General features: G+C 71.3%; 19 protein-coding genes. All 19 read left to right on the plus strand.

All coding sequences use genetic code 11. From position 1 onward, the window contains the following. The first annotated feature begins 88 nt into the window (after window positions 1-88). The 19 genes from ACFYX4_RS31190 (at window position 89) to ACFYX4_RS31280 (ending at window position 17,157) form a co-directional block, all read left to right on the plus strand. Window positions 89-538 carry a hypothetical protein gene (locus ACFYX4_RS31190; protein WP_389340298.1) on the plus strand — a complete coding sequence of 150 codons (450 nt, stop codon included), beginning with the start codon at window positions 89-91 and terminating at the stop codon, window positions 536-538. A gap of 100 nt (window positions 539-638) precedes the next feature. Next, window positions 639-1,064 carry a hypothetical protein gene (locus ACFYX4_RS31195; RefSeq protein ID WP_389340300.1) on the plus strand — a complete coding sequence of 142 codons (426 nt, stop codon included), beginning with the start codon at window positions 639-641 and terminating at the stop codon, window positions 1,062-1,064. Continuing rightward, window positions 1,061-1,906: a relaxase/mobilization nuclease gene (locus ACFYX4_RS31200; RefSeq protein ID WP_389340302.1), complete on the plus strand. Its 846-nt coding sequence runs from the start codon at window positions 1,061-1,063 to the stop codon at window positions 1,904-1,906. Before ACFYX4_RS31195 ends, ACFYX4_RS31200 begins: the two co-directional genes overlap by 4 nt. Before the next feature lie 83 nt (window positions 1,907-1,989). Beyond that, entirely contained in the window at window positions 1,990-2,616 is a 627-nt protein-coding gene (locus ACFYX4_RS31205; RefSeq protein WP_389340304.1) for a hypothetical protein, read from the plus strand. 21 nt (window positions 2,617-2,637) lie between these two features. Then, complete coding sequence (locus ACFYX4_RS31210) at window positions 2,638-3,396, plus strand: hypothetical protein (protein WP_389340306.1); 759 nt, start codon at window positions 2,638-2,640, stop codon at window positions 3,394-3,396. Window positions 3,397-4,053: 657 nt separating this feature from the next. After that, window positions 4,054-4,461 (plus strand): hypothetical protein, encoded by a 408-nt coding sequence (locus ACFYX4_RS31215; RefSeq protein ID WP_389340308.1) that lies wholly within the window; start codon window positions 4,054-4,056, stop codon window positions 4,459-4,461. Between the two features lie 275 nt (window positions 4,462-4,736). After that, window positions 4,737-5,120: a hypothetical protein gene (locus ACFYX4_RS31220; RefSeq protein WP_389340310.1), complete on the plus strand. Its 384-nt coding sequence runs from the start codon at window positions 4,737-4,739 to the stop codon at window positions 5,118-5,120. Further along, entirely contained in the window at window positions 5,117-5,920 is an 804-nt protein-coding gene (locus tag ACFYX4_RS31225; RefSeq protein WP_389340312.1) for a DUF317 domain-containing protein, read from the plus strand. The genes ACFYX4_RS31220 and ACFYX4_RS31225 overlap by 4 nt, the downstream gene beginning before the upstream one ends. A 26-nt stretch (window positions 5,921-5,946) precedes the next feature. After that, window positions 5,947-6,303: a hypothetical protein gene (locus ACFYX4_RS31230; protein WP_389340314.1), complete on the plus strand. Its 357-nt coding sequence runs from the start codon at window positions 5,947-5,949 to the stop codon at window positions 6,301-6,303. Next, window positions 6,294-7,115: a DUF317 domain-containing protein gene (locus ACFYX4_RS31235; protein WP_389340316.1), complete on the plus strand. Its 822-nt coding sequence runs from the start codon at window positions 6,294-6,296 to the stop codon at window positions 7,113-7,115. Before ACFYX4_RS31230 ends, ACFYX4_RS31235 begins: the two co-directional genes overlap by 10 nt. A 286-nt stretch (window positions 7,116-7,401) precedes the next feature. Next, complete coding sequence (locus tag ACFYX4_RS31240) at window positions 7,402-7,701, plus strand: hypothetical protein (protein ID WP_389340318.1); 300 nt, start codon at window positions 7,402-7,404, stop codon at window positions 7,699-7,701. A gap of 2 nt (window positions 7,702-7,703) precedes the next feature. Beyond that, entirely contained in the window at window positions 7,704-8,480 is a 777-nt protein-coding gene (locus ACFYX4_RS31245; RefSeq protein ID WP_389340320.1) for a DUF317 domain-containing protein, read from the plus strand. A gap of 28 nt (window positions 8,481-8,508) precedes the next feature. Beyond that, on the plus strand, window positions 8,509-10,305 hold the full coding sequence (locus ACFYX4_RS31250) for a type IV secretory system conjugative DNA transfer family protein (protein WP_389340322.1): 1,797 nt from the start codon (window positions 8,509-8,511) through the stop codon (window positions 10,303-10,305). A 54-nt stretch (window positions 10,306-10,359) separates the two neighbouring features. Next, window positions 10,360-10,959: a hypothetical protein gene (locus tag ACFYX4_RS31255; protein ID WP_389340324.1), complete on the plus strand. Its 600-nt coding sequence runs from the start codon at window positions 10,360-10,362 to the stop codon at window positions 10,957-10,959. 542 nt (window positions 10,960-11,501) lie between these two features. Next, entirely contained in the window at window positions 11,502-12,332 is an 831-nt protein-coding gene (locus ACFYX4_RS31260) for a hypothetical protein (protein ID WP_389340326.1), read from the plus strand. 118 nt (window positions 12,333-12,450) lie between these two features. After that, complete coding sequence (locus tag ACFYX4_RS31265; RefSeq protein WP_389340328.1) at window positions 12,451-13,326, plus strand: hypothetical protein; 876 nt, start codon at window positions 12,451-12,453, stop codon at window positions 13,324-13,326. Window positions 13,327-13,331: 5 nt separating this feature from the next. Continuing rightward, window positions 13,332-14,606: a DNA cytosine methyltransferase gene (locus ACFYX4_RS31270; protein WP_389340546.1), complete on the plus strand. Its 1,275-nt coding sequence runs from the start codon at window positions 13,332-13,334 to the stop codon at window positions 14,604-14,606. Next, window positions 14,606-15,733: a DnaB-like helicase N-terminal domain-containing protein gene (locus ACFYX4_RS31275; protein ID WP_389340330.1), complete on the plus strand. Its 1,128-nt coding sequence runs from the start codon at window positions 14,606-14,608 to the stop codon at window positions 15,731-15,733. The genes ACFYX4_RS31270 and ACFYX4_RS31275 overlap by 1 nt, the downstream gene beginning before the upstream one ends. A 62-nt stretch (window positions 15,734-15,795) precedes the next feature. Beyond that, window positions 15,796-17,157 (plus strand): DUF317 domain-containing protein, encoded by a 1,362-nt coding sequence (locus tag ACFYX4_RS31280; protein ID WP_389340332.1) that lies wholly within the window; start codon window positions 15,796-15,798, stop codon window positions 17,155-17,157. Window positions 17,158-17,195 lie beyond the last annotated feature (38 nt).

Consider the following 17,195-nt stretch of genomic DNA (forward strand, 5'->3'; position numbering starts at 1 on the left):
CCCCTGAACTGCCCGCCACCGCAAGGAGATCACCCCGAATATGGCTGTCCGTACGACCTGGAAAATTGTCCACAGCTGTGGACACGAAGTGGCACACAACCTGTCCGACCGACCTGCCGACCGGCGCGCCGGATTCGCCCGCTGGCTCGAAGGCCGCGACTGCACCGACTGCTGGAAGGCCGCCCGCGACGCCGACACCGAATCCAAGGAAGAGTGGCTCGCGGCCAAGCGCGCCGCTGAGCAGGTGGCTGCCGTCGCGTGGGCGAAGCAGTTTGACATGCAGCAGTTGGAAGGCCCGGCCAAGGCCCTGGAGTGGGGCGAGCGCTCCCGCCACCAGCTGATGACGGCCGCGCACACCGCGCTGGTCGTGGAAGGGACCTGGGACGAGGCGGACTGGGCGGAGTTGGAGGAGAAGGCCCGCTCCATCACCGCCGCCGGATGGTGGATCGACCAGCGCGACGCCGAGGGCTCTGACCTGCTCGAACTCCTCAACGCTGCAGGCGAGAACGACCGCGGTACGGAGAACCCGTTCCGCTGACGGCGGGGGAACATAGCCGGGAAACGCCGGTTAGCCAAACCGGCGTTCCTCCGGACCATTGTTCCTCCCACCCCGCCACCGATTGCGTGGAAGGAACCGCATGTCCCAGCCCCCGCCCACTTCGGCGTTCGCGCCGACGCCCGACCCGCTCACTCCCGCCCGGGACATCACGCACCAGCACTTCCAGGCCGGCGACACCGTCGTCGTCCTGAAGGGGGTGGCCGGCGGGGACCTGTGGGGCGACGCGATGCGCGTCGTCGCCCCGTCCTGGCACACCCCGACCGACGAGGACGGCTGGCGGCTGCGTGATGCGACCGGCGGCGCCCAAACCTACGTCACCGGCCACCCCCGCTACCTCGTGCACCTCTCGCGCCGCTGCCCGGACTGCCTGATCTACCTGCGGGCCATGGAAGACGCGCTCCTGCCGCGGTATGCGGGCCGTGACGAGCTGATCGACTGCGGCTGGTACACCACCACCGCCCTCAACCAACTCGTGCACATCGCCGACGTCCGGGGCGGCCGGTGATCCCCCGCCTGCACGAGCGGACCCACACGCCGCACGACCCGCTCGCCGAGGCCCTGGGGCGGCCAGTTTCGCCGAATGAGGGTCTGACGGAGTACACGGTCGTCGCCCACTGGCCGGGCCTGGATTACTTCACCCTGGACGACGAGCAGAAGACCTGGACATCGGTCCAGTGGGCCGAGCACCTCGAAGACCCGTACCTGGAGCACCCGTTCGCCGCCAGCCCGGACGACGACCGGCGGGCGATCCTCCACCTCGACGTCCGGCTTCACCCGGACGACCGGGAGCTGACCGGCCCCGAGTGGGCCGAGACCGCCCACCGGCTCGCCCGCGTTGCCGGCATCGAGATTCCCGGCAAGGAGCACGGCTGCCGGTGGATTGCCGTTCAGGCGCAGCCCGGACGCATCGATTTGATCGCCAACCTGATCCACCTCGACGGCGCGTGGCACGCCCCGCCCGCCGATATCCTGCGGTGCCTCTCGGCCGAGGCACGCCGCATCGAGCAGGACCTCCACCTGATCCCCATCCGCTCCGGCCCCGCGGCGCGGCCCGCCATCCGTACGGCGCCCACGGCATCGGCCCAGTTCGCGAGCGTCCTCGCGCAACTCGCCGACGAGCAGACCGGCCCGCTGGCCACGGTCCGCGGACTGGTCGAGCACACCGCGCACCGGATCGCCCGCCAGCCCGGCGCCGCCGGAACCGACACGGCGCACCGCCTGGAGCTGATCGCCCGCCGCCTCCACGCCATCCAGCAGGACCTGGACAGTACCGCCGCGCAGCTGGTCCAGCCCCGGGTCGCCGCCGTACCGCCCGCCGCCCGGCGCACCGCCCGCCGATCGCCGTAGGAGAAACGTCTCCTTGCCCCGTACCGACCACTTCCTGGACATCCGCCACGACCCGCACTCCGACGAACTCCTCGCCTGCGGCGGTGACTCCGAGGCACACAGCATCCTCCAGCGCGCGGGTTTCGTCGCCGTCGTCCGTCTCCACGAGACCTACCATCGCGCTCCCACCGGCCCTCGCCGAAGATGACGAGTCCCGTCTTGCCACCGACGCCGTCGCCCGCCTCCGGGCCGCCGGATACCACGTCGACTGCGCCCCGGACTTCGACACTGACGCCCGGCCGTCCAGTTACCTGCCGCTGGGCTCCTCCGTCGCCCACCTCGCCGAGCGCCTTCGCGACGCCACCACCACGGACGAGGCTGCCGACGATCTGACCGAGCTGACCGCCGCCCACGACGGCATCCTCGCCGCGCTGGAGGAAGTGCTCACCGCCACCGCCGACTTCCACGACGGTCTCGGCCAAGCGGCCGACCCCTACACCGCCCGGCGGCTGCGCTACCTCGCCGACGAGCACCTCCACATCATCCGCACCGACCTCGCCCACACCCGCAACGCCCTCGCCGACCGGCACGCCCCGCACCCCGGCCGCAGCACCTGCACCGGGGAGGTCCCCACCACCGAACGCGAACGCTTTGCCGTGTGCGCCTGCCCGCCCCCGCCGCGCACGCTCCCGGCCCCGCCGCCACCGGTAGCCGCCGGACTGCGCCGCTGACCCACCTCGCCCAAGGACACCATGCACAACCACAACACCTCCGAGCGCCTCGCCTCGTACGCCGACGTCCTCATCGGCGAACTCCCCGACACCTGGACCAGCACTCACCTCCCGCCGGAGGCCAAGGACGATCTCGCCGGACTGGCCGACCGCATCTGGGACCTGGACCTGGTCGCCGCGTCCCTCGCCGAGGGCCCGCTTCATCAGGCAGCCGTCCTGAGCCGCCCGGACGGCGCCCAGCTCGTCCTTCTGGACCGGCACGACGAACGCGACGGCTTCCTCATCGCCGCCATCGCCCCTCGCGCCCTGCCCGACGAGGCGTACCGCGCCGTCCCCGAGCCCAACGGCATCGCCCTGGCCGACGATCCGTTCCTGGGCGCCGAGCAGGTCGCCGGCGACCTGCTCGCCCGCTACGATCACGCGCTCGCCCAGGTCCGGCACAACGCCCTGGGCGGCATCCAGCCCTCCCAGGCCGACCGGGTCGTCCTGACCTGGCAGCAGGACGGCAGCGTCGCCACCGCACCCCTCGGCGACCGTGCCGGCGTGATTCTCGTCGCCCACGGCTTCGTCCAGGACCCGCAGAGCGGCATCTACCGCCTCGGCGGTGACGACACCAGGGCGCAGGCGCGCGCCCTGCGCGAGATCGGCCCGCAGCTGGACGCGCTCGGCATCGGCACCGCCCTCCAGCACCCCGCAGGCCGGACCGCGCCCACCTCCGCCCCAGCCTCCATGCCGGCTTCTCCGGCCGGCAGTCGTGCGTCGGCCACCAGGGCTCGATGAAGGAGACGGAGTCCGAGTTCTGGGTGCTGGAGTACATCACCATCACCAAGGATCCCCGCAGCAGCCTGGTCGTCGCCATCGGCGGCACCGAGAAGGCGGCGGACATCCTCCAGCGAACCGGCGGCTCCCTCTCCGCTGCCGGACCACGCGGTGATTACCACCGGCTTCCCCACAGCCTGCCCGTCGAGCAGCAGCGGCTGAAGGCGACCACCGCCTCGCACGCCCTGCTCGCCGCCGGCCACAGCGTCCACCTCGACCCCGCCCTGAACATGCTGGCCACACCGGACGGCGAACGTGACGCGGCCCTGCGCTACCTCGCCCATCTCGCCGAACGGGCCTCCGCGGCCAAGACCAGCAGTGAGGCTGCCGAGGTGCTGACCGAGATCGCCGCCCCAGTCAACGGGCTGCTGCCCCGCACCAGGGAAGTGGTCGTCCGGGCCTGGATCGCCACCAGCGACCTCCAGGGGACTTCCCCCGGCAAGGAACCCGAACCCCTCGCACGGCTCGGGGACACCGCCAACTCCCTGAGCCAGGCCGCGCACGTGATCCTCCGCGCCCGCAACCACGCCGCCCGGGTTCCGCAACCGGCGGCCCCCACACCGCCGCCGAGCACCGCCCAGCCCTCGGCCTCCCGCCACCGACCCCGCAGAGACAGACATGGCCAACCTGGCCGACGAATACGGCACGGACGTCGAGATCTACATCAAGGCCCTGACGACCACCATCCACGCCGACACCCCCACCGGCGCCCCCGCCAAGCTCCACGACCTGCTGGAACAACTCGGCCTCGAACGCCACGAATACCCCACAAGCGGGCCGCTCTACATCTGGCACACCGTGCCCGAACACCTCAGCGCCGACGAGCAGAAGCGCCTGGCGACCCGCGCCATCCCCGCCCTGCTCCTGGCCGGATACGAGGTCAACTGCACGCCCGACGTCTTCGACGAAGCCCCCTACCGGCAAGCCGTGCACGAGGCCCGCACCCGTGCAGCCCGTCCCTCCACGCAGCATCCGCCACCGGCCAGCTCCCCCTCGCACCCCGCACCGGCCCGGCGCACCCCGTAAGACCGCCCGGGCGGCCCCGGCACTCTCCGGGGCCGCCCACCGCACCAATCAATCCCGGAGAAACCCGTAGCAGCCCGCACACCCCCGCCGATCAGCCACCGGCTCAAACCCCGACTCGCGACCGCGCTGTTCCGCCGCTATCTGCGCGCCTGCATCCCGACCGGCCCGAACCGCGCTTCCCCGCTGGCCGACGCCCGCCCGGAGGCCGTCCTCGCCGAGACGCAGCGCGTCGGCCACCGCCACCACCACTGACCGACCCCCTGACCCGGAGGAGCATGTCCCACCCCGCCCCCTATCCGGTGCGACTGGCCGACGAGATCACCCGCCAGCTCGGCCAGCTCGCCGATCACCTCTCTCAGCTCCCCCCTCCCCAGGCCGCGCAGGTCATCGCCCGCGTTCTCGACCCGGACGCCGGAGTACTCGGCGGCGTCGCCCACCTCGTCGCCACCGGCAGCGTGTTCGCCAAGGACCAGGCCGAACGAGGCGCCCTCCCCGCGGAGGTATGGCTCGCTCTGGGCCGCGCCTCGAACGAACTGCACGACATCACGCTCGACCTGGACGAACACAAGGACACCCTGCAGCACGCCGGCACCCAGCCCGCCACCATCGCGGCGAAGCCCCCGGCACCCGCACCGCTCGTCATCCGGCGGCACCGGTGAAGAAGAAGCAATGGCAGGGCTGGGGGCCAGGCGAACAGGCCGAGCAGCACTACCTCGTCCAGCCCCGGACCCTCGCCGGCGGCGGCGACGTCCGCCACGTCGCGGCGTTCCTGCGCGCCTCGGGCTGGCGGGACAAGTCCAAGACGAACGGCCCCCTGCTCATGGAGAGCCCCGACCGCACCGTCCGTGTCGCCTACGACCCCTACGTCCTGCCCGGCGGGTGGACCGTCCACGGCAGAGCGGACGGACCCGACGGCGAGTGGACGGCGCACCTCGGCCGGCAGACCCCGGTGGAGATCGTCGCCGGTCTGACCGACGCCCTCACCCGCCCCCGCTCCGCCCACGCTCCCAACGCGTGGGCACCGTTGCAGGAGCAGAACTGGCACACGCGTTTCGAGGGCGATCACTACACCGCGACCAGCCCCGACGGCACCACGTGGATGCAATACCACCACAGCCCCGACGGCATGGCGATGTGGTGGACCGGAGCGAAGGACAAGCAGGGCAACGGCTGGACGGCCAACTTCACGCCCAACACCCCGATGCACCTGGTGCAAGCCTTCTCGACCGAACTCGCCAGCCCCGATCCCGTGATGCGCCCGCGCGGACGCGTACCGCACAGCGCGCAGATCCGTACCTGGTCAGTCTCCGTCAAGCCCTCCCAGCTCAGTGCGTGGCAGCAGGCCCGGATCACGGCCGCCCGCGCCGCCACCTGGGCCCGCAACAGCGCCCGAAGCACCCGGCCACGCACCACCGCCCGTCCCTACACCCCGGCCGGCGGCGCCCGGACCCGCCGCTGACCCGACGCCCCGTCCCAAGGAGCCCGATGCCCACACTCACTCCGGACACCATCCACACACTGACCGAAACGCTGTCGGACCTCACTGACTACCTGCGCGAGAACCCCGACCCCGTGGAGGCCCTCGCCCTCGTCGAGCCTCTCCTCGACGAGTACACGGGCCTGCCCGTCCAACTCGCCGACACGCTGCGCGCCCTCGCCCGTGCCCTTCAGAACCACACGGACGTCCCGCGCACCGCGCAGGTCGACCTTCTGATCACCGAGTTGCGCACGGCCGCGTGGGAGCAGACCGACCAGCACACCCTCCACTACGTCCTGGACGACCTCCGCGACCTGTACGGCAGCGCCGACACGAGCGAGCCGGGGTGCTGCTGGTGCCGCTGAGCGAACGGCAGCTCGCCGCGTACGCAGACAAGCACGCCGGGCGCATCCCGTTCGACACCAGCCCCCGCCACCTCGCCGGCCCCGGAGACGCCCGCCACGTCACCCACGGTCTGGCCGCCGCCGGATGGAGCGCCGTCTCCGACCCCCTGAGTGCCGAGATCGTCCTGCACAGCACCGACCTGCGCCACCGCCTCCAGTTCGACCCGCAGTCCGCCACCTCCGCCTGGTGGCGGCTGCGGGCGGAGCCCACCGACACCGAACCCGGCTGGTACGCCGAGTTCGGCAAACTCGTGCCCGCCGAGGTCCTCGCCGGCTTCACCGACGCCCTCGTCGCCCCGCCGCCACCGCAGCCGGACCCGTGGCAGCCGGTGACCTCGGCGGCGTGGCACCGCGATTCAGAGGGCACAGCGCGCTCGCCAGACTCCATGTGCCACATCGAACTGCGCCCGCTGAGCGAATTCCACGACCTGCCGTCCTGGCACGTCGAGACCCGCGAGCCCGGCCACGGAGAGTTCCACGGCCCGCGCATCTGGCACGCCTACTTCAACGAGCACACCCCCGCCCACCTGGTCGGATCGTTCCTCACCGCACTGGCCGACCGTAACCCCCTCCAGCGCGGCATGTACGACCGCACCGGCCACTACAGCGCCGTGCAGGAACCCAGCCCACTGCGCCCACAGCAGCTGGTCGACGCCCACGCCGCGCGCCTGAAGTCCCTCCGCGCGCAGGCACGTTCCGCCCGCCGTCAGCAGACAAGACCCGCGACGACCCCGGCGAACGCCAGCACCGCGCAGCCGGCCGCTCGCCGCTGAACCGACAGGACCCCTCCCCATCTCCTTCGACCACCACGCACACCGCGACTTCCTGCGCCACCTCGACGACTATCTGAGCGACAGCAAGAAGATCCTCGACGCCTGGGACGCCTACTCCGACGAGCACACCGACCTCGACGGCTGGCCCCACGACGACCACGCCTACGGCATCCGCGCGAGCCAGCGCGACGCCGACACCCTCACGGCGTTCGAGCCGCTCCGCTACGGCGCCCGTCACCTGCTGGCCACCGCCGAGACACAGCTGGCCCAGCTGCCGGAGAACACGGTGCAGAGCCGCTGGGTCTACCAGTTGGGCGTCCTGCGCGACGCCCTCGACCGGCTCGACGAACTGCACGAGCAGTGGCTGGCCACCCGAGACGCCCTCCCCGCCACCGCCAAGCCCGGCACCGCCGACTTCGACGACGCCCTCGCCGAGCATCACGCCGAATCGTGGAGCTACCTCGATGACTGGGCCACTCACGGCAAGGCGCTCCGGGAGATCAACTCCGCTGCTCGCAAGGCCCGTTCGCCTCTGGCCCCCACACCGGTCCCCGCCCCCGTCCGGCGGATTGCGGCACGGAAGTGAGCATGCCCCCGGCTCCCGAGACCGTCGAGGTCGACTTCATCGCACCGCGTCACCTCGCCGGCGGCGGTGATCCCGCCTGGATCACCGTCCCCCTCCACCGCGCCTGCGGCTGGAGTCACGGCAACGACCCCCTGATGCCACGCGTCCTGCTCGCCAGCCCCGACCAGAAGGCCCTTCTGCGCCTGGAGCCCGATCCCGACAGACAGTGGTGCACGTTGAGCCACGCTGCTGAGCCGGACAGGCCCGCCTGGTACGCGAGCTTCGGCGCCCGCACGCCCGTCGAACTCATCGCCGCCGTCACCGACACCCTCACCGACTCCGCCTCGGCAGCGAGCGCCCCCTCCGACCCGTACGAACCGCTCCTGCAGATCGGTTGGTCACCGTACTGCGAGAGCGGCCTCGTATCGCCCGACAACGCGACGTACGTCGAGCACCTGGGAACGCCGGATGATCCGAGGGCCTGGTTCGTCACCGTCACGGTCGGCCTGCATCAGAAGGTGTGGCAGGCCCGCTTCGGCGAGCACACTCCCGCGCGCCTGGTCACCGCGTTCACCGCCGCGCTCGCCGATCCGGCCCCCGTAGCGCGCACCGACAGCGTGCGCAGTCTGCCGACCCACGGTCCGAACGTCGTCACCCGCCGGACCACAGACGTGCCCGCCGTACTCGTCGCCGGGGCGCTGGAAGAACGCGTCCACACCCTCGCTGCCCGGCAGACCGTCCCGCCGACCAGCCCGATGCCCTCGGCGCCTGCGCCGGTCAAGAACGGCCGCAGGGCCTGATCCCTCCCCGCCCGGAAGCACGTAGCCCTTGCCACCTTCCTCCTCCTCGAACAGTTCCACCGACGGATACGACCTCGTTCTGCGCCTCCTCCTCGGCATACTCGCGATCGTCGTCCCCCTCGCCCACCTCGCCTGGCTCTCGGGCAACATCACCGCCTACCTCACCGGAGCCGACTGGGCGCCGTACCAGCCGACCGCCGCCCTGCTTCACCCCGAGCAGGTCTGGCCCGATGCGGGAGAAGCGTCCCTGCTGATCGGCTCCCGCATCGTGCCCGTCCTTCTGCTCCTGGCCCTCGGGGCAGCGGTCGGCGTCGTATGGTGCCGGCACAAGAGCCGCAGCGGCGGCCGGAAAAGGAAGATCGCAGACATGGCCAAGGCCCAGGACATCGAGCCCCTGACGGCCAGGGCGATCACCGACAAGGCCCGCTCCCTGCGGCCGAGTCTGAAGGACGCCAAGAACATCGACGCGAAGGACACCGGCATTCTCCTGGGCAACCTGCAGGGCACCAAGCACGAGGTGCGCATGGGGTTCGAGGACGTCGCCGTCGCGATCATGGCGCCCCGGTCCGGCAAGACGACCTCGCTCGCGATCCCCTCCATCCTGCACGCCCCCGGACCGGTGCTGCTCACCAGCAACAAGGCCGCCGGCGATGCCTTCACCACGGCCTACGAAGCGCGGGCGAAGGCGGGACAGGTGTGGACCATGGACCCGCAGCAGATCGCCCATGCTGCCCGCGAGATGTGGTGGAACCCCCTGGCCAGCGCGACCACCCTGGACGGGGCGAACCGGCTGGCCGGCCACTTCCTCGCCGCGAGCGTCGACGCGTCCCAGCAGGGCGACTTCTGGTCCAAGGCCGGCAGCAACATCCTGTCCCAGCTGCTCCTGGCCGCGGCCCTCGACGAGCGGCCGATCACCGACATCATGCAGTGGCTCGCTTTCCCTGCCGACCGGACCCCGCTCGACATCCTTCGTGATCACGGCTTCGCCGCCGTCGCTGCGCAGTTGAAGGGCACCGTGGAGGGGCCGCCCGAGACCCGCGACGGCATCTACGAGACCGCCCGCCAGTACGCCGCCGCGCTGCTCAACTCCGAGATCGCGGCCTGGGTGACGCCGCAGAAGGACGTCCCCGAATTCCAGCCGACGCAGTTCGTCGGCTCGACCGACACACTCTTCCTACTCAGCAAAGACGGAGGCGGCGGCGCCAGTGCGCTGATCGCGGCGTGCGCGGATTCGGTGATGCGGGCCGCGACCGCCCAGGCCGAGCGCGCTGGCGGACGGCTCGACCCGCCCATGCTGGCGATCCTCGACGAGGCCGCCAACGTGTGCAAGATCAGCGACTTGCCGGATCTGTATTCGCACCTCGGCTCGCGGGGCATCATCCCGATCACGATCCTGCAGTCCTACCGCCAGGGCCAGAAGGTCTGGGGAGACGCTGGCATGGACGCTATGTGGAGCGCCTCCACGGTGAAGGTGATCGGCTCTGGGATCGATGATCCAGATTTCGCGGACAAGCTCAGCCGCTTGATCGGCGACCACGACGTGGAAACCATTTCGACCTCACACTCGGAGTCCGGCAAGTCGACTTCCGTGTCAATGCGGCAGGAGCGGATCCTGCCCCCCGACGCGATCCGCGCCCTGCCCAAGGGCACCGCCCTGTGCTTCGCCACCGGCATGCGGGCCGCCATGCTCGACCTGCGCCCGTGGTACCTGGAGCCCGGTGCTGACGAGCTGTCCGCCGCCTCCGCCCGTGCCTCGAAGGCCATCACCGCCCGCGCCATCGCCAAGCACGCACCCCAGCAGAGCGAGTACGACACCGCCTCCTAGGGCTACCGCGGACCCCTCGATCACGCCCACCGTCCCATGCCCATCCGGAGCACCATGGCTTTCATCGACCATTCCGATGTCTTCATCGGCTCGACCGGCGACGGATGGACCTTCGTCGTCCTCAACCGCCCTATACGCAATGCCGCCCGCATCCTGACCGGGGCGGGATTCACCGCCCGCGAGCACCAGGGCCGCACCTTCTACCTCCTGTCGCCCGAGAGCGCCGAAGACGCGCACGAGCGCGCCGGCGTCGCAGCCTACGGGCTCCTTGCCCACACCATGGACTTCGTCGACCTCGCCTGGACCACGCGCCAGCACGGCGCAAGCCCAGCTACCCAGTCCGACGTGACCATCTACGTCACCGACGGCACCGTCACTGCGACCGCGGCCACGAACGGAGCCCGCGCCGTCCTGGCCCGGCACCGCTTCGCACCCTCAGCAGGTGGCTCGCTGTACGTGCTCCCGGATGACCTCAGTGAACGGGCCGTCGTCAGCGCCGTGGTGCAGACCGAGGCCCACCTCCACGCCGACGGCATCGACGTGCGCGTCGATCTCGGCATTGCCACCCTGCAGGACATCCCGCCAGCACCGTCACGCCCCGGTGCCGCCCCCACTCCGCTGTCCAGCACACCCGTCAAGCGGCGCAGCCGCTGACCACCGTCCCTCTCAGCCGGAGCAGCACCATCCGCCAGATCGACCTTGCGTTCGAGATCTCCCTAGTGCGGCAACTCGGCAGCAACTCCGAAGAGTTGCACAGCGAGAGACGCTCAGTCCCCCTGACACCCGTCACCGAGGCCCGGCAGCAGCTCACGTCGAAGATCGTGGCCACCAACGGGCTGGTCCAACGGGTCATGGAACGCCTCGACGGCAGCCAGTACACCTCCGTACCCGGCAGCCGTCCCGCCCGGAAGCCCTCGCCTCCACCGTCGACTCCGCCAGCGTCGCCTCCTCCGACCTGACCACCATCCTCCTGCCGGGCACCTCGGCCGCGCGACCGCCCACTACGCCGAGGCCCTGGCCCCCGTCCTCGCCCTGTGCAGGAGCGGCGCACAGCAGACCCTGCAGAAGCAACTGGACGCGATCGACATCTGATGTCGCCTGCGCCTGCACCATGCCGATGCCGCCGTCTTCCGCCCAGCGGCCCGCGCGCCGGCGCTGAAGCGCAGCCCATTCCCTCTTCACGGACCTTCCCTCTGATGACGACACCGCCCGACCCCAACGACGCGCCCCTGTTCGACTTGAACGTGCCCGCGCCACCGACGCCCGTGGAGCGGCTGCTGGCGCTCGCCGGCCTCTACACCCGACATAACGACCGGCTCGACCTCCTCCTCTTCGGCCACCTCCCGCGCCCCGACCCGGATGCCTGCGCGGCATCCGCTCACCGTCTGGAGCGGGAGACCTTCGCAGCCATCACGGCGATCCGCCAGCAACCCCTGCCAGCCATAGAACCGGTCACGGGCGCCGTCGTACGGCTGAAGCAACTCGCCCACCTGGTCGGCGGCGCCACCCGCTACCTCACCGCCGCGCAGCACCTACAGCCCCCGCGGGACGCGGAGCACACCCGCTTGCTGGCCCGCGAACTCACCGCGCTTGCGCCCCTCACCATCACCGACTCCGCCGTGCACATCGCCGCCAGACTGCCGACCACGGCCCGCAGTACCACCACCGTCCCCGGCATGGACGCGGACCGTCGCGATGCTCTGCTCAACGTCGCCCGCGGCCACATCGCCGTCACCGGCCACGACGGGCACCAGCGCGTCTACCACCACAACACGGCGGTGGACGCCGAGATGCTGCGCCGCCTGGAAGCCGAGGGCCTTCTCACCTGCGAGCCCGCGTCCGCACCCCCGCTCTTTCACGGCGGGCCGCCGCGCGACCGCGCCCGCCTGACCACCCTGGGAACCTGCGCCCTCAGCACAGTCATCGTCTTCCCCCACTACCTCAGTCGGCTGACCGGCAGCCCCGCCCTCATGCCCGTGCCCATACCCGCCCCCGGTGCGCCCGCCACCCCCCACACCCGCCGCTGACAGCACCGCCCGCACCCCTCACCGTCTGCCGTCTCCTCGTTCACGCAAGGACATCTCGATTCACCCCTCTCCCACTCACATATGCATTTCGCTGGGTGCCGGTATTCAGTCCAGCGCCATGCTTGCCCTGTCCGCCAACGGCATCCTACCCAAGGCCGATTACGCCATCTTCGCCGACACCGGATGGGAACCTGCCGCCGTCTACCGGCATCTCGACCGACTCGAACGCGACATAGCCGAACCCGCCGGAATACCCATTCTCCGGGTCTCATCCGGGAACATCAGAAATGATGCCCTCAACCCCGCGCACCGTTTCGCCTCCATGCCCCTCTACATCCTCAACCAGGACGGCAAACAGGGCATGACCAGGCGGCAATGCACCGGCGAATACAAAATCAAACCAATCAAGAAGAAGGTCCGGGAAATCCTCAGATACCCCTACCCGCAGCGCATACCGAAGGGCGTATTCGTCGAGCAGTGGGTGGGCATCTCTACGGACGAATTCCACCGCGCCAAGGACGCCGACGTCAAATACATGCGCAACCGGCATCCGCTCATCGACCTCAACTGGTCCCGCGCCGACTGCGTCCGCTACCTGACATCCATCGGCCTGGCCGACACTCCGAAATCGAGTTGCCTGGGTTGCCCGTTTCATGGAAATGCGCAGTGGCGGAATATTCGGGACTCCAGCCCGCAGGAGTGGCAGGACGTGGTCGCGTTCGATGCGGCCATCCGTCAGGGCAACGCCCGCGCGAACGCCTCCGGCAACCCGCTGCTGGGGCAGGCGTTCCTGCACCGCTCCCGCGTGCCTCTCGATCAGGCTCCCATTGATCACGTCACGGCCGCCGAGTGGGCGGCACGCCAGCAAGAACCCGACGACCAGGCCGCCGTCGTGGAGGAGTTGGAGACGGGGGTGGTCGACGGCTGCTCCCCATGGGCGTGCCGCGGCGCCGAACCCGAGCCGGTGCAGGGCGACTTCGGGCTGGCCTCTTGAGGCGGATCGTCCTTGACCTGTTCGCCGGTCCGGGCGGCTGGAGCCACCCTCTGACCGTGCTCGGCGCGCGGGAGGTCGGTCTGGAGTGGGACGAGTGGGCTTGCAAGACCCGCACCGCGGCAGGGCAGTTGACGATCCGGACTGACGTGGCTGCCTATCCGGCGTGGATCTTCTCCGGTCGCGTCCTCGGGCTGATCGCCTCTCCGCCGTGTCAGGCGTGGAGCATGGCGGGCAAGCGGCTCGGCCTGGTCGACCAGCCGCTCGTGCACCAGGCCGTCGCCGATCTCGCCGCCGGACGCGACACCCGCGAGCAGCTGCTCGGCGCGTGTGCGGACGAGCGTTCCCTCCTCGCGGCCGAGCCCATGCGCTACCTGCACGCCCTGAACACCGTGGGCGAGCCGGAGTGGGTGGCCATGGAGGAAGTCCCCGACGTCCTGCCGCTGTGGAAGCAGTACGCGGCCGTCCTGCGCGCCTGGGGCTTCTCCGCCTGGGCGGGGATCCTCAACGCCGCCGACTACGGCGTCCCCCAGACACGGCGGCGGGCAATCCTGCTCGCCTCCCGCGTCCGCGCGGCCGAGCCCCCGCCGCCCACACACGCCCGCGTCGCCGAACCGGACAGCCTGTTCGGGCCCGGCCGCGCCCGATGGGTGTCCATGGCCGAGGCCCTCGGCTGGGGCCGCACCGACGGCCCGGTGCCCACCGTGTGCGCGGGCGGCGGCCCCGGCGGCGGACCCGAGCCCTTCCCCTCCGGCTCCCGCAAGACGCTCTCCGACGCCCGCGAGCGCGGCACCTGGACGCCCCGGCCGGCAGACGCGATCGTCCTGCAGTCCCGCCGCGAAGGCGCCGGCTGGGCCGCCCGCCACGGCACCCGCGACAACCGCCCCGTCACAGCTCCCGCACCGACGTTCACGGCGGAGGCGCACCGCTGGTCGTGGTCCCTGCGCAGCAACAACCAGACCAACGCCACCGTCCGGTCCGCCGAAGAGCCGGCCGGGACGCTGTTCTTCGGACACCGCGCCAACGAGTGCACCTGGATCGCGGAACCCGCCACCGCCCCACCGCGGGACGCGCAGTCGCTGGCGGTGCCGGCGCCGATCCGGATCACCGCCCGCGAAGCCGGCATCCTCCAGACCTTCCCCGCCGACTACCCCTGGGCCGGGAACAAGGGCCAGCAGTTCTCCCAGATCGGCAACGCCGTCCCCCCGCTGCTCGCCGCCCACCTCCTCGCACCACACCTCCAAGTACCTCTCAACCCATCTGACTTCACCCTCGCCGCCTGATGCCCCACGACCACATCCCCGACCGCCAGGACGACGACCTCGACGTACTGCCTGCGCCGCCGCCGGTGCACTACGCCGAGCAGGCCGTCCTCGGCGCCCTCCTCCTCGAACCGCCCCGCCTGGCCGACACCGAGCCGCTGATCGCCCACCACTTCGGCAGCCGCACCCACGCCGCGCTGTTCACCGCGATCCGCACCCTCCCGCCGCCCGACCCCGCCGACAACGCCAAGGACACCGCCTGGCTCAACACGGTCCTGGCCCACGCGCGTCCCCACGCCCCCGGACTGAACGCCCCCTACCTGCACGCCCTCGTCCAGTTCTGCCCCCAGCCCAAGCACGCTGCCGCGTACGCCAGGATGATCCGCGCCGACAGCGCCCGCCGGACCGTGCGCACCCACGCCGAGCGCCTCGCGTCCACCGCGACCGACCCGGGCCTGCCCGACCCGGCAGCCACGACCCTCAGCGCGGCCGACGACCTCGCCCGCGTCCTGGACGCCCTCGCCGAACAGTTCGCCCCGCACCCCAGCCCCTTCCCCCGAACGCAACCCCCGGCACAGGCCCCGCCGCCGGCAGGCGAGGAGGCTCTCTACGAAGAGCGCCTTCTCCTGGCGACCGCCACCGCCTGTCCGGCAGAGGTGCAGCAGATGCGGTGGCTGACGCCAGGGGACTTCCTGCTGCCGCTGCACGCCGCGCTGTGGCAGTCCATCACGGCGCTGGTCCACCGCGGCGACATGGTCGACCCGGTCACCGTCCTCGGCGAGGCCCAGCACCGCGCACTGCTCACCGACTCCCTCACCCCCACCGACCTGATGGCCCTGGTCTCCACACCCGCCGGCTCCCCCGAGCACTGGGGCGAGAAGATCCTCAAACGAGCCCTCCTCACCCGCGCCCAACAGGTCGCCGCACGAATCGCCTCCTACGCCGACGACCCCGCGAACACCCCCTACCAGCTCATCACCGGCAGCCGCCGCGCCCTGGCCGACCTCAACTCCCTGCGCACCCGCTACCACCACGCCACCGCACCCACCCCCGTACCCGCCACCGGTGGCCGCGCGCGGTCCGCGTCGCGCCCGCGGGCCGGGCCGCCGCACCGGCCGGCGGTCACCGCCGCGCGCGCCCACCGATGACCCGAACCACCCCGCCCGGCACGCCCCTGCGGCCGGACCGGGACGCAAATCGAGCCTTTTCCATGCCCCACGCCCCCCTCGACGCCCACGTCCGTCTCGACATCCACCCCGCCCACCCGAGCGCCGTGACCGCAACCCTCACCGGCGCCGATCACCGCACCGCCCAGGCACTCCTGGCCTCCCGCGGCTTCGAGCCCCTCGACCCGCACACCATGGTCCTGGCCCGCATCGACCACGAAGAGCCCTACTGGGCCGCACAGGCCGCTCAGGCCATGACCGCCGAGGGGATCACCACCGAGGTCACCCCCGCCCTGCGCGAGGCGATCACCGAGGAGTGGACCTGGGCCGACCACCCCATGCCGTGGTGCAGCCGTGCCGAGATCCGCGAAGTCTCCGACCAGGCCCAGAAGATCCACGACGACATCCGCCACAGGCGGCTGCTCATCCACGCCCACGCCCACGACGGCTGGACCACCGTGGCCATCGGCACCTACCGCGACAGCACAACGAGCGTGCACCTACACGGCGAGAACCACCTGCGGCAGATCACCGAGACCTTCGACTCCCCCGCCAGGGCCATTGCCGCCTTCGAAGCGGCCTACGGCGACGCCGTACAGCCCGGTGCCGCGCCCTTGACCGAGACCGAACGCCAGAGCGCTCACGCCCGCACCACCCTCATCCCGGCTGGCACCCCGCTCACCCCGGCCGCGCCGCCCATCGAGAAGGTGCCCGCTCACGCAGCCGACCCCGGCGACCACGAAGCCATGCTCGACGCCTTCCTCACCGACAACAACGACTGGGAGAAATACCGCACCTGGGACGACAACACCACCGTCGCCACCCACGAATCGCTCACCCTGCGCATCCTCTTCGACCACGACGCCGGACCCCAGGACGCCCGATGGACGATCGCCGCCTACGAGACACCGGTCAGCGAACGCATGTGGCACATGACCATCACACCCGCCACCCCCGCACCCGTCCTCAACACCCTCCTGAAGGCCCTCGCCGCCACGGATGTCAAAGAGACCGCACTGGGAAGCCCGGTCACGGACAGGAACGTCCACCACGCCACCCGCCCCCTCACCGACGCCGGCTGGACACCCACCGTCGACGGACGCCGCATCCGCTGGCACACCCGGCAGGGCGATGTCGGCGCGCAGTTCGACGCCTTCGCCGCCAACAACCCCCTCACCCCACTGAACACCTGGACCATCTGGGCCGGCCCCGGCACCGACCACCCCACCTGGACCCTCCACGCCTCCGCCTACACCCCCACCGAACTCCTCACCCACCTCACCGGAGAGATCGCCCACGGCACCGGCACCCGGCAGGCACCCGCCGTCCGAGCCCGGCGCACGCAACAGATCGCCGGCAGCTTGCCCACCCCACCGCCAAACGCCCCCACGCGGCTCCGGCGGTGACCGCATCGCTGGGCCCCGCACCACCGCCCCAGCGGAAC

The organism is Streptomyces sp. NPDC002328 (assembly GCF_042890065.1).
In the GTDB taxonomy this organism is placed as follows: domain Bacteria; phylum Actinomycetota; class Actinomycetes; order Streptomycetales; family Streptomycetaceae; genus Streptomyces.

What these genes read in the sequence shown, in the direction of transcription:
- ACFYX4_RS31245 (WP_389340320.1), top strand. Translation starts at nt 7,704, where the DNA reads ATGCCCCCGGCTCCCGAGACCGTCGAGGTCGACTTCATCGCACCGCGT.
- ACFYX4_RS31230 (WP_389340314.1), top strand. Translation starts at nt 5,947, where the DNA reads ATGCCCACACTCACTCCGGACACCATCCACACACTGACCGAAACGCTG.
- ACFYX4_RS31220 (WP_389340310.1), top strand. Translation starts at nt 4,737, where the DNA reads ATGTCCCACCCCGCCCCCTATCCGGTGCGACTGGCCGACGAGATCACC.
- ACFYX4_RS31215 (WP_389340308.1), top strand. Translation starts at nt 4,054, where the DNA reads ATGGCCAACCTGGCCGACGAATACGGCACGGACGTCGAGATCTACATC.
- ACFYX4_RS31195 (WP_389340300.1), top strand. Translation starts at nt 639, where the DNA reads ATGTCCCAGCCCCCGCCCACTTCGGCGTTCGCGCCGACGCCCGACCCG.
- ACFYX4_RS31260 (WP_389340326.1), top strand. Translation starts at nt 11,502, where the DNA reads ATGACGACACCGCCCGACCCCAACGACGCGCCCCTGTTCGACTTGAAC.
- ACFYX4_RS31265 (WP_389340328.1), top strand. Translation starts at nt 12,451, where the DNA reads ATGCTTGCCCTGTCCGCCAACGGCATCCTACCCAAGGCCGATTACGCC.
- ACFYX4_RS31255 (WP_389340324.1), top strand. Translation starts at nt 10,360, where the DNA reads ATGGCTTTCATCGACCATTCCGATGTCTTCATCGGCTCGACCGGCGAC.
- ACFYX4_RS31210 (WP_389340306.1), top strand. Translation starts at nt 2,638, where the DNA reads ATGCACAACCACAACACCTCCGAGCGCCTCGCCTCGTACGCCGACGTC.
- ACFYX4_RS31280 (WP_389340332.1), top strand. Translation starts at nt 15,796, where the DNA reads ATGCCCCACGCCCCCCTCGACGCCCACGTCCGTCTCGACATCCACCCC.
- ACFYX4_RS31275 (WP_389340330.1), top strand. Translation starts at nt 14,606, where the DNA reads ATGCCCCACGACCACATCCCCGACCGCCAGGACGACGACCTCGACGTA.